Genomic DNA, 12,591 nt, shown 5'->3' on the forward strand with positions numbered 1-12,591 from the left:
ATGGGCATAGCACCTAAAACTACGACTCCAAAAAAAGCCGTTAAAACTCCAGCACAAAAACAGAGTGTGAGAACAGGCACTGGTATGGTTGCAGTAGCGCCTTTAAATACCATTACTCTTGCGGATGTAAGTGCTGGAACAAAGAAAATTGATAAGTGGTTAAAGGATAATACTGGTGGTATAGTTGATTTAGAGACATTACAAAATGTCGCTGGGTCATTGCCCATTATTGGAAACATTATAGCTTTAACTGATGCTGTATATGACGTTATTGAAATTACAAAAAAAACGACAACAGAGTTTCCAGATTGGTTAAATTTAGGTATCGATTTATTGGGTATTATACCTCTACCACCGGGTATGGCTGCTTCACGGATGGCTCTTCGCCCGGCTTTAAAAAAACTTAAAGGACAAAACTTAAAAAAGGATATTTCTGATACGGTTATTGTTTTATTGACAAATCATGTAAATGAGAAAGTGGCGGGTGAATTAGATAAGTTTGCGGACAAAGCACAACCGTTGGTCAAGAAGACTGTCACGGATTGTGGAAACAAAGGTAAAGAGCTGGGTAATAATTTTGCGAATGGCTTAAGTAAAATTGTTTCAGGACAATTATTTGATACAGATAAAGATTTAAATGTTGCAAAAAAAAGTTTTGAAAATTTAGCAAAAACAGATATTTTACGTAATCCTGGTAAAGCTGCATCACACGGTTTAGTTTTACTCGTAAGTGCTCAAAGTATAGGTCACAAGACAGTAGCAAATACGGTTGGTGGTCAGGCGACAAAATTAATAAGTGCTGATACAAAAGTAAAGATTAATAAACAAATTACTAAATTTAGAACTTTTAGCAATTCTGTCCCAAATAAATTGGCTCCTTTGGCAGATCCAAATAAAGCAATGAGTTTTTCGTGGTTATTGGATAAACTCAGTGTTGCTGCAAGAAATTTCAAGAAAAAAAATGGTAAAAAAACTGCACCTATTAAACAGAATCAAACCACACAAAAAGATAAAAAAAGACCAAATGGTGAGTTGGAAACCATTCAAAATCAGGCAAATGCAAAAAATAATCCTAATGATAGTTGTGAGTTGAATACCACAGGAGCAAATGGAAATAAATCAAAATCTACAACTAAAACTAAAAAGAGTATTACTTATGCTTTAGGCACGGAGTTTTTAACTCATGTTGATGCGTTCGAATTTGAAATTTCCAGTTTTGTTCTTTCTCGAAGATATGCTTCAAATCTATATCAATTAGATGATGGCGTATTCGGAGCTCGATGGATTACACCATTTACGACTCAAATTTTGCCAAAAACAGAGTATATGTCTGATGAAAATAGTCAGATTGGTGAAATTAAAAAATTAAAAGGATTACAGTATATAGGAGCAGATGCTAGACCGATTTCACTAGCAGACTTAAAAGTAGGAGATAGTATTCATGACCAACAAGAGGGTTTCTACTACAGTGTAATTTCAGATACTGTACAAATGATTTCGTTTGGAACTGATGAAAAGCATTATTTTGAAAAATATTTAGATGTTTATCGGCTTTCTGTTATTGAATATAAAAATGGAATGACTGCTGCTATTCGTTATGATCATATTATTGATAATAAATCATATATTTCAGATATTTTAATCAAACATAATCATCAGATTCTTTTACATATTGGTTTCAAAATTAATGTGAATGGAAAAGTAGAAGATATTTGGTCAATTGAGAAAGGAAGCCTAAAAAGACCACTAGCGAGTTATATCTATGACAAAAAAGGTGATTTGATTGAGGCAATCACTGAAAATGCTGCTAAATATGAATATGAATATGATCATCATTTATTGACACGTTATACCGACTTAACAGGTCGTGGAATGAATTTGGAATATGATGGGATTGAACCAAATTCAAAAGCATTTCATGAGTGGGCAGATGATGGTAGTTCTGAAGTTCGTTTGGAATGGGATGAAAATATTCGTCTAACTTATGTGATTGATGCTTATGGTAACGAAACTGAATATTACTATGATATTAATGGATATACCTACCGTATCGTTTATCCTGATGGATTAGAAGAGTGGTTCTTCCGAGATGAGTGTTGCCGTGTTATTCGTCATATTGATACTGATGCATCAGTGACTGAATATGAGTTCGATGACAATGGTAACTTGGTATCAATGTCTCAACCTGATGGCTCAACTATTTATTATGCTTACGATGATAAAGATCAAATGGTGGGTATGGTAGATGCAGAGCAAGGGAGATGGTTAAAAGAATATGATGCTAAAGGAAATATCATTAAAGAGATTGATCCTTTAAAACGAGAAACGAAATATAGCTATAACGCTATGGGGTTACCGACACAAATCATCGATGCAAAAGGTGGAACGAAATCACTGAAATATAATGATCAAGGTAATGTGATCAGTTATACGGATTGTTCAGGCAAAGAAACAAAATGGCAATATGACAATCGCGGTAGAGTGATTTCTGTCGAGAATGCACTCAAAAGTAAAGTTGAATATATCTATAGTGACTTTACTACTGAAGAAAGAACCCCATATGCAAAAAATCTTCCCCTAAATGCATTTGGACAATTAGAAAAAATTAAATATGCAGATGGGCTGGAAGAAAATTTCATTCATGATGAAGAAGGACGTTTACTTGTTCATATAGACGCGACTGGTAAAGTTACACGCTATGATTATGATTTGGCAGGTTTTATCTCTCAACGTATTGATCCAAATGGTTTTAAAATTAAATACCAATGGGATAAATTAAATCGTTTAAAACGCCTGACAAATGAAAATGGTGCAACTTTCGAATTTTTCTATGATGTTGTTGGTCGTCTAGTTAAAGAGATCGACTTTGATGGTAAAGAAACTATTTATGAATATGATGAAACAAATGGTGAGCTTAAAACCAGTATAGAAGTTGCCATGAATTATGGTCAGAAGTCATCGTCAAATTTAAATGCTAAAGATCGAATTCAGCATTTTGTAATGGATAGTATGGGACGTTTGGAACAACGCATTACAGGTTATGGTTATGCAGGACAAGATTTAGAAGATCAACAAGAAGAAGAGTTTGCTTACAATAGCCATGGTCAGATTATTTTAGCGAAAAATGCAGATAGTAAAGTTGAATGGTTCTATGACGCTGTGGGTAATTTAGTACGTGAACATATTCAAGATAATATGCTTCAAAAAACAGCAGTCTGGAAGCATGCTTATGATGAAATTGATGATCGAATAAAAACAATACGTCCAGATGGTCAACAGCTACAATGGCTTACTTACGGAACAGGACATGTTTATGGTCTGACATTAAATGGTGAAGATATTGTTAGTTTTGAGCGAGATGATTTACACCGTGAAGTTGTTCGTCATTATGCAAATGGATTAAGCCAATTTGAACATTATGATGAATTAGGCCGTCTTGCAGAGCAATCGATTATTCGTGATCATGAAAATGGTTATGCCTCACAGAATCAAGAAAAAAATGCAATTCAAGAAACTCAGCGACTTTTATCGAGAGTATATAAGTACGATAAATCGGGTCAATTGGTTCACATTCAAGATACCCGTCGAGGCGATTTACGTTATAAATATGACCCTTTGGGACGCTTGCTTGAAGCAACGAGTAAATTAGGAACTGAAAAATTTAGTTTTGACCCAGCAAGTAATTTGCTTGATCCTCAATCATCTGGTGTAAATACTATTCGTAGTGAGCAGCAAGAGCTCGAAGCTTCTGGCTATAACCGACTGATAAACAATGTCGTTAAAGAATATTTGGATCAACAATATCAGTATGATGCTTATGGTCAGTTAGTACTACAAAAGTCTTCAAAGGGCGATTTACATTTAGAGTGGGATGTACTAGGTCGATTAATTCGAAGCCGAAATGCTGAATATTCAGCTGATTATCGTTACGATGCCATGGGGCGTCGTATGAGTAAGTTGAGTAAGCACCACCATACAGGTATAGAACAACATATTATATATGGTTGGGATGGTGATACTTTGGCGTATGAGTCAAATGATAAGTTCACCAAGCATTATATTTATGAAAAAGACAGTTTTGTCCCACTGATTCAAGCGATTTATAAAGAAAAGATACGTGTACATGATACCCCTGTTTGGGTGGATAAGTATGAGTTCCATAAAGATCCATTATGGAAAAAATCAATTCTAACCCAAGGTTTTGATGAAGTATGTTTCTATCATTGTGATCATTTGGGTACACCACAAGAGTTGAGTAACCATGCGGGGCAAATTGTATGGAAAGCGCAATATAAAGCTTGGGGCGAGCTTGTATCTGAGAAAACATCCAAAGATAAAACTAATTTCTTTGAAAATTCAGAGATACTCACAAACAACATTCGTTTCCAAGGTCAATATTTTGATAAAGAAACTGATTTACATTATAACCGCCATCGTTATTATGCTCCGAATGTTGGACGTTTCATAAGTAAAGACCCTATTGGGCTTCTAGGTGGTCATAATGTTTATGCTTATGCACCGAATCCTGTGGAGTGGGTTGATCCACGTGGATTGAATAAGTCACAAGGTAAATCAGGTAATAAAAATACGGGTAGAGCTAAGAAAAAACAGCCTTGTCCTGACCCATGTAAAAATAGTAAGGCTGCACTGTTAGCAAAAGATTATCAAACACCGAAACCAGGTGAAAAAAGTATATATAATAAGCAAGATGATTGGGAAGTAGTTTATATCCCCAAACACACCCAGCTTTATGCTCTAGCACCTCATGGTTCAAATACACCAAACTTTTTTGTTCAGAAAACCCAAATTAATAAATTCCCTACAGCAGCAGCATATAATGATGCAGTTCAAGTTGCTCATAAAGATAATTTTAAAGGTGAAGATCGACCAATGAGAACTCAAATGCATAAATTTATTACTACAAAAGGGCTGTGTGTTGCTAAGTCTAAGGCTTTAGCTAATTCTCACATATCAGATGGTGGTGCTGTTCAATTCTATGTTACAAATGCAGATAAAGGAAAAGTGAGAAGTACTCCTACTTATTTAGACTTAAAATAATTTAAAGGATTTTTTATGTATAGCTTAGATTTAAATTGTAATACAGGTGATGTATATGTAAGAGAAAATTTAGTTGAGTGCAATTTAAGTAGTCTTATTAATGAAGATGATAAAATTAATTGCCTGAATGAATTATCTGATGATTCTTTTTTTGACTATGATAACGAGAAAAATTTTGTATTTAATGTTTCTTTTTTGAATGAAGATTTTCATTTGAGTATGATTTACAATAGTAAAAAATTAAGATTAATTAATTTTAAACTTATATATAAATCCTATGATGATTTTGATTTGAAGATGGGTAATTTGACAGCATATTTTGATAAAACTAATTTTTTGAATAAACATTTCGATGATGAAAAACCCTATGTTGAGTATTTTTATAGTTGGGGGGTGATCGCTTTATATAGTGATTTATCTTTAAATATATATTTTTCAATACGTTGGGAGTAGTTTTTCTTAAATTTATTTATGATGTAAATTATGAATTATATTGGTTTTGAATTTGAAAAATAGTCCTATATTTATTGAAGAAGAAAATAATTATCGATTAATATATAACCCGAATCCTGCTTAAGCCGATGACTCCATAATTTGAATCGTTGGCTTATTTCGATGGGTTAATTGATATGCACATAACGAAGCATAAATTCCGCTAAGAAATCCATAAGTACTGCGTGCTTTACTCGTCACTAAATGATATTGCCCTTTCAATAAGCTGAATAATGTTTCTATCTTATTGCGTTGCCTTAGGTGATATTCATCTGATGCACTGAGTTGAACAGATTCCATGTTCCTCCGATGATAAGTAATTAAATCAATACTTTGAACTTGCAGCCTGCGCTTTAATTCTTGGCTGATGTAGCCTCGATCCCCGTAAATTTTTCCTTTTAGGCCATCAACTAATTGCTCAACCATTTTTATGTCAGCAACATGTCCATTCGATAAAGCAGAACAGGTAATTTCACCAAATTGATTCATCGCAATATGTAATTTACAGCCATAGAACCAGCCCATTGAGCTTCTACCGCGTGATGCAATTTGGACTAATGATTTATGGCGTTGAATACGTTGATTTTTACAAACTGGAAGAGTTGTTGAATCAATCCATAAATATTGAGTTTCTTGACCTTTCATCAGCGCCACATGCAAAGCGTGTAGAGCCAATTGGTGCATATTGATCAGATGAATCATCCTTTGATAGCAAGGCAAGTACTTAAATAAATAGCTTTTATCTTCTTTTAACCAAGTGAAAAAGGCTTTGAAATTAGTGAAATGAGAGGATTTATACCAAATAGCAATAAAGATAATTTCTGAAAGACTGAGTTGAGCAACTCGGATTCTTGAAAGTTGGCCATCTTGCTTGAGAAATTTCCAATAAGTTGCTTCAAATTGTAGAAAAAAGTCATCAATTAAGCAGAATAATTCGGTACTATTGAACATTAGGACTAGGGTTGTGAGTTTGGTGTGGTAACTCAACTGATGGCTCTAGTCCTTCTATTTTTCAAGTCAATTTCTTATCCGCGATTCGGGTTATATAAGATGAATGGAATAATCATGACGATAGTGCCAGTAATACAAGACATGTCTTTAGCTATAGAGTTTAATGTATAGTTTCTTAGTTGAAATAAGAAAATAGCTTTTTTTACGAGGGGTATGGAGCTCCAAAAAAAATCATAGTATAACTATTATATGCAGATAACCATTCATATTATTATGTTTTTTAAATTGGTGAAATATGTATAGAGTTAATCTTAATTTTGAAGAAGGAAAGATTTTACTCAAAGATGAAGATAATAATTTCACAATTTTTTCCAAAGTCAATGAGTCTGAATTAAAATTAAATTATGATGATTCTACTTGGAACAGAAAAATAAATGCCGATGGTATAGTTTGTTATTTTGTTGATGCTATATATGAAGACAATATTTTCAATATCATCTTTAATTTTGAGGGAGAGATATTGAATTCTATAAAATTTCAATTGTTCGACCGGAAGAACCAAGATTTTGATCCATATGATTACGAGAAAAATTTAAGATATTTGTATAAAATTGTTTAAGGTGCTGATTATTTGAAATTTACTGAGGATGAATTTGGGAGAGGAAGAAGTTATGTATATATATGGGGAACTATAGTTATACATTACGAAATTAAATCTCTGAATTGTAGTTTTATAGTAAGATTTAAACAATAAAGAATTAAGCTGGTATGTAACAATAAATTTATGATGAATCTTACCTTAGATATAAACAGCGGATCTTTATTGATTAATGATACACCTTTTGATTATCACAATGAAAAAGTGTATTTAAGAAGTATTAAAGCATTTGGATTTGATTTTTATCAAAAACAAATAGTTGTCAATGGCTTTCATAAATATGGTGGATTTGATATCATTTTTTTTGGAAATATATTTTCAGTAGAGTTTGTGTATAAAGATGGTGGTTTATATTCAAACTCTTTTATTTATAATGGACTGAGTGTAGAAGCTGGATTTGGTGCTACAGAATATGATCAAAAAATTGACAGATTGAAACTTAGGGAAGACTTTAAAAAAGGGTTAGGAAAGCCCCCTGATAAAAAATTAAAATATCGTGATTTATTTGTTTATGATTGGGGTGAAATCAAAATTTCTGTTCCTCATCGAGAATATTATGTATTTATGAATTTTGAATATTATTGAGTTTAATCTATTTACATTCATATCCTTAAGCTAACTCAGATATGGATTTAGTAAAAATACATAGCTCAATCAATATAAATTTAAAAAAATCAAATCAACTTAAACGCATCAATTGCTCTTAAACGACTTTGCTTCAGATCCACAATCGGTTTTGGATAATCCAAAGCCAAATCAGCCTGCTTTGCATACGGCTCATGAATCGTTTTATGATCTAAATGTGCCAATTCAGGAATCCATTGACGAATATAATCACCTGAAGCATCAAATTTGAGAGATTGACTAATCGGATTAAAAATACGGAAATAGGGCACAGCATCTGTTCCAGTGGAAGCGCACCACTGCCAACCACCATTATTGGCAGCCAAATCACCATCAATCAGGTTTTGCATAAACCATTGCTCGCCTAAGCGCCAATCGATCAATAAATTCTTACTCAAAAACATTGCAGTAATCATCCGTACACGATTGTGCATCCAACCTGTGGAAAGCATTTGACGCATTCCTGCATCCACAATGGGGATACCTGTTTTGCCAAATTTCCATGCATCTAAATCGTCTAAATCTTGTCGCCATTGAATTTTGTCGGTCTGTGGTTTAAATGGGCAATGCTTTGAAACTTGAGGAAAATCAAACAAAATATGCTGATAAAACTCACGCCATAACAGCTCATCCAGCCATGTCTGTTGACTTTGATGCTGAATAAGAAAATGTCCAAGTTGCTCACGAAATAATGCATGTAAGCACTGACGTATAGAAATAATACCCATGTTTAAATAGGCTGACAGTTGGCTTGTACCTTGAATATTAGGAAAGTCTCGTTGCTCATGATAATGCACAAGTCGATTTTCAATAAAATCATCTAACAACTCTAAAGTATGTGCTTCACTCACTTTCCACTTACGTTCTGAAAGTACAGTATCTGGGTAAATATCTTCAATTTGGGGAATCACAGTTGAATATGATGTTAATTCTTCTAATTTGATTCGAGCTTGAGGATTGGGTGTATCAAACAAAATAGGCAGTGAAATACTCAGTTGTTCATAACATTTCTTTTTAAAAGCGCCAAAGACCTGATAGGGCAGATTCGATTGATTACGGATTGAACCCAGTGAAAATATGGTTCGGTCATGATAAAAATGAACCTGCTTTCCATTGAGATGAAGTTGTTTTTCAACATTTTCATCTCTTAAGCGTTCATTAAAACCAGCTTCTATATTGGCATGCACATTCTCAATATTTAATGATTCACATAAACTTGAAATGCACTGCGGAACATCTTGCCAAAGTTGAATCGTTTGAACGATGAGTGGAATATTCAGTTTTTGCAGTTGGCGTTTTAACGCTTTTAATTGACGTAGATAGAAATCAATTTTGATGGGTGCATCATCATGAAGTTTCCATTGTTCAGGTGATAAAATGACCAGTGCAATGGTTTGCCCTGAATTGGTCGCATGCCACAGCGCTGTATGGTCTTCAATGCGTAAATCTTGTCGAAACCAAATCAGTTGCATCATCATCCTTACAAATCAATATTCAAAGATAATTTTCATGATATTGAATGAAATATACGTCCATAAGATTAAAGATGTAATTTTATGAATACATAAAAAAGGCAAAGTTTTCACTTTGCCTTTTATTCACTCAAGATCAGTTGATCTTAGTGGTGGTGACCGCCTGCACCGTGAACATGACCGTGATCAAGTTCTTCTTGGCTTGCTTCACGAATCTCTACGATTTCAACGTCAAATGTTAAGTCTTGACCAGCAAGTGGGAAGTTTGCATCAACGATGATGTTGTCGCCTTCAACAGACTTAACAGTCACGATTTGAACGCCATCTTCAGTTTGCGCTTGGAACTGCATGCCCGCTTCGATGTTTTCAACACCTTGGAACATTTGTTTAGGCACTTCTTGAACTAAGTCAGCGTTGTATTCGCCGTAACCTTCAGCAGCAGGAACGTTTACAGTGAATTTATCGCCAACAGCTTTGCCTTCTAATGCTTTTTCAAGGCCAGGGATGATGTTACCAGCACCGTGCAAATATGCTAGTGGTTCACCTTGAGATTGATCGAGAGTTTCACCCTCTGCATTAGTCAATTTATAGTTAAAAGAAACCACAAGGTTATTTGCAATAACTGTCATGTTAATGATCCATTCAAAATTTTAAGGGGACATCATAAAGTGAAATACAATTTTTGTAGACTAAAATTAGCAAAAAAAAGCATATATCCAGTTTTTTGATGATTTTTTCATTAATAAGGGCGAATTGTAAAATTTCAATGCAATTTTATCTTCGGCATCAGTTTACGTGTAACAAAATCTTTTGCTGTCAGTAATCCTGCATGAGTATAACCATAAATCGTAGCCTGATGTAAACGATAAAGCGATACATACATCGACTTTGCGACGAAACCTTGTACGTTCACTGAACCTAAAAGCTCTCCAACCGCTTTATTTTCACTGAGTGAAACCAGTGATCCTTTATCAGAGAATACAAACATCGGTTGCTGTTTGCCTTGTATACGATATTTCATCGCTTCAGCTAAAAATGCAGCCTCTTGACTTGCCACTTGCGCACGAGGACCAAGTGCAGCTTCACGTGCATCCAAAATACAATGCGCACAATCACCAAAGGCAAAGACATTCGGATCAGATTTGGTTTGTAGCGTCGCATAGACTTCAAGACGTCCCATACGATCTTTCGCAAAGCCTTCTAAGTTTTGAATGACTTTCGGCGTTTTAATTCCTGCTGCCCAAACTTTCAGTTCTGCTTGAATGCGTGTGCCATCATTGAAGTAAATAAAATCGGCATCAACTTTTTCAACACGTTTTGATGTTAGGACATCTACATCCATTTTCTTCAGTTGTTTTTCACTATGTTCAGCCATACTTTCAGACAGGGCAGGCAGAATTCGATCTGCGCCTTCAATCAGGGTAATTTTGACATTTTGAGGTTGGATTTTATTTAAACCATATTTATAAAAGTTTTGTTTTGCTTGAACGAGTTCAGCTGAAAGTTCAACACCCGTTGCACCTGCACCAATAATACCTATATGAAGTTCACGGTCAGTATTGTTATTTTGCGCATCTAAATACAAGTGCAATAAATCTTGCTGGAAAATATCCGCTTGTTCACGGCTATCAAGCAAATGACAGTACTCTTTGACACCTGGCGTCCCAAAATCATTAGACACAGAACCAACAGCTAAAATGAGCGTGTCATAACTGAGTTCAAATTCATCTGACTGGTTGCCGTATTTAGAATGTTGGGTTTTACTGAGTTGAATGGTTTTCGCTTCACGATTTAGACCTTCGAAACGCCCCAAAACAAACTCATAATGATGTTTGGCTGCATGCGCATAATAATTGGTTTCTTCATCATTGGGATTCATGGTGCCTGCAGCAATTTCATGCAATAAGGGCTTCCAAATATGAGTGAGATTTTGATCGACTAAGGTGATTTTCGCTTTTTTTGATTTACCTAAGTTATCACCCAATTGTGTCACCAGTTCTAAACCACCAGCACCACCACCAACCACGACAATATGATGAAGATTTGACATCTTTAAACCTTATTTTTTGTTGTAAATATAAAACCCTACTAATATGCACGGAATTGAATTAAAAAGAAGCAAAAAAATTGTAATGTTTATTTAAAAATCAAAGACCTAATTTTTGTATGACTTTTAATATTATAAGGACTTCACACTTCATTCTTAAAAAAGCCCTTCTTAATAGAAGGGCTTAATTTGCTGAACACTCGAACATGAATAGAGAACATGAATAGTGGATTAATTAATTTTGATCAGCTCAACGCGACGGTTTTGTGCTTTGCCATCCTCAGTATCATTACTTGCTACTGGCTGATTTTGACCAAAACCTTTGGCCTGTAAACGATCTGCAGGAATGCTCTTTTCAATTAAAGCAGCACGAACAGATTGTGCACGTTTTTCTGACAGTTTTAGGTTGTTTTGTGCATTGCCTGTATTGTCAGTATGACCATGAATTTCAATTTTAAGATCTTTGTTGTCATGCAAAAGTTTAGAAATTTCATCAATCACGCTTTGACTAGATGCTTCAATCTTTGCATCATTGACTGCAAAATTGATATGTACCGTTGCTTTACCAGTATCTGCAATACTTTTGGCTAAGTCTTTCGAGTTCGTAGATGCTGACGTGCTTGAAGGTACAATCGCTTGAGTTTCGATATCAAATGGTTTGACTTCCATCACTGCGATGGCTGGACCATTCAAACCCAATTGAATCACATAGTTTTTACCATCTTTGGTTTTAAAACCATATGTATGTGTTGGAAGGCCAATATTGGTAAAGCTCTTCTCTACATAGTCAGGAATTACTTCATAAAGTTTGTATTCCACTTCTTGATCATTTAGTTTTTTCGCACCTAACTTTTGCATTTGCTCCTGAAAGCTACGAATCATTAAAGTATCAGAAAACTTGGTTTCGCTATTTTGTGTGGTAATACCAAAAGTATACAGTTTGCCTTCTAGTGCCGTCGGTTTACCATTTATGCCAAAGTAGAATTTTTCGAACTCAATGGTTTCTTCATCTTGAGCCTTATACATGGTGGGTAGTTGTATAAAAGGATAAGCTGATGAGTCAACTGCAATGGTCGGAAGTGTATCAACTTTAAATTCCGTCGTATCGATTTCTTCAACGGCGGGTTGACTCGCCACAACAGCCTCAGAACTTGTATGTGTATCTACAGGAGCTGGTTTTTCTTTGGCGCAAGAAATCAGACAAAAAGAACTTAAGCTTAAAATAAGAAGCGATTTAATTTTCATATGCTGAACCGTTATTAGTATGAATAGATTATGTGATGAATTAT

At 34.6% G+C, this 12,591-nt stretch carries 9 protein-coding genes; 4 read left to right on the forward strand and 5 right to left on the reverse strand.

Features of this window, described 5'->3' with window-relative positions; all coding sequences use genetic code 11:
• Both G8E00_RS05750 and G8E00_RS05755 read left to right on the forward strand, forming a co-directional pair.
• Positions 1–5,058, forward strand: coding sequence for an RHS repeat-associated core domain-containing protein (locus G8E00_RS05750; protein ID WP_166222577.1), 5,058 nt, complete (start codon positions 1–3; stop codon positions 5,056–5,058).
• A 15-nt stretch (positions 5,059–5,073) separates the two neighbouring features.
• Positions 5,074–5,511 carry a hypothetical protein gene (locus G8E00_RS05755; RefSeq protein WP_166222579.1) on the forward strand — a complete coding sequence of 146 codons (438 nt, stop codon included), beginning with the start codon at positions 5,074–5,076 and terminating at the stop codon, positions 5,509–5,511.
• A 120-nt stretch (positions 5,512–5,631) separates the two neighbouring features.
• Here G8E00_RS05755 and G8E00_RS05760 read toward each other — a convergent pair whose 3' ends face one another.
• A complete protein-coding gene (locus G8E00_RS05760) occupies positions 5,632–6,501 on the reverse strand; it encodes an IS982 family transposase (RefSeq protein ID WP_166222581.1) in 870 nt (289 codons plus the stop codon).
• Between the two features lie 295 nt (positions 6,502–6,796).
• Between G8E00_RS05760 and G8E00_RS05765 the strand changes: the two genes are divergently transcribed.
• Positions 6,797–7,120: a hypothetical protein gene (locus tag G8E00_RS05765; protein ID WP_166222583.1), complete on the forward strand. Its 324-nt coding sequence runs from the start codon at positions 6,797–6,799 to the stop codon at positions 7,118–7,120.
• Positions 7,121–7,285: 165 nt separating this feature from the next.
• A complete protein-coding gene (locus G8E00_RS05770) occupies positions 7,286–7,744 on the forward strand; it encodes a hypothetical protein (RefSeq protein WP_227591401.1) in 459 nt (152 codons plus the stop codon).
• A gap of 89 nt (positions 7,745–7,833) precedes the next feature.
• On the opposite strand, the gene G8E00_RS05775 is transcribed toward G8E00_RS05770, so the two are convergent.
• The 4 genes from G8E00_RS05775 to G8E00_RS05790 all read right to left on the reverse strand — a co-directional run bounded on the left by G8E00_RS05775 (position 7,834) and on the right by G8E00_RS05790 (position 12,547).
• A complete protein-coding gene (locus G8E00_RS05775) occupies positions 7,834–9,261 on the reverse strand; it encodes a cryptochrome/photolyase family protein (RefSeq protein ID WP_166222588.1) in 1,428 nt (475 codons plus the stop codon).
• Positions 9,262–9,401: 140 nt separating this feature from the next.
• Entirely contained in the window at positions 9,402–9,884 is a 483-nt protein-coding gene (gene slyD / locus G8E00_RS05780; protein ID WP_166222592.1) for a peptidylprolyl isomerase, read from the reverse strand.
• A 134-nt stretch (positions 9,885–10,018) separates the two neighbouring features.
• Complete coding sequence (locus G8E00_RS05785; RefSeq protein ID WP_166222595.1) at positions 10,019–11,305, reverse strand: NAD(P)/FAD-dependent oxidoreductase; 1,287 nt, start codon at positions 11,303–11,305, stop codon at positions 10,019–10,021.
• 228 nt (positions 11,306–11,533) lie between these two features.
• A complete protein-coding gene (locus G8E00_RS05790; RefSeq protein ID WP_166222599.1) occupies positions 11,534–12,547 on the reverse strand; it encodes an OmpA family protein in 1,014 nt (337 codons plus the stop codon).
• Positions 12,548–12,591 lie beyond the last annotated feature (44 nt).

The sequence above is a fragment of the Acinetobacter shaoyimingii genome (assembly GCF_011578045.1).
Lineage (GTDB): Bacteria > Pseudomonadota > Gammaproteobacteria > Pseudomonadales > Moraxellaceae > Acinetobacter > Acinetobacter shaoyimingii.

Bases quoted from the DNA above. Each gene is read 5' to 3' on its own strand.
- G8E00_RS05750 (WP_166222577.1), top strand. From the start codon at position 1: ATGGGCATAGCACCTAAAACTACGACTCCAAAAAAAGCCGTTAAAACT.
- G8E00_RS05755 (WP_166222579.1), top strand. From the start codon at position 5,074: ATGTATAGCTTAGATTTAAATTGTAATACAGGTGATGTATATGTAAGA.
- G8E00_RS05760 (WP_166222581.1), bottom strand. From the start codon at position 6,501: ATGTTCAATAGTACCGAATTATTCTGCTTAATTGATGACTTTTTTCTA.
- G8E00_RS05765 (WP_166222583.1), top strand. From the start codon at position 6,797: ATGTATAGAGTTAATCTTAATTTTGAAGAAGGAAAGATTTTACTCAAA.
- G8E00_RS05770 (WP_227591401.1), top strand. From the start codon at position 7,286: ATGATGAATCTTACCTTAGATATAAACAGCGGATCTTTATTGATTAAT.
- G8E00_RS05775 (WP_166222588.1), bottom strand. From the start codon at position 9,261: ATGATGATGCAACTGATTTGGTTTCGACAAGATTTACGCATTGAAGAC.
- slyD (WP_166222592.1), bottom strand. From the start codon at position 9,884: ATGACAGTTATTGCAAATAACCTTGTGGTTTCTTTTAACTATAAATTG.
- G8E00_RS05785 (WP_166222595.1), bottom strand. From the start codon at position 11,305: ATGTCAAATCTTCATCATATTGTCGTGGTTGGTGGTGGTGCTGGTGGT.
- G8E00_RS05790 (WP_166222599.1), bottom strand. From the start codon at position 12,547: ATGAAAATTAAATCGCTTCTTATTTTAAGCTTAAGTTCTTTTTGTCTG.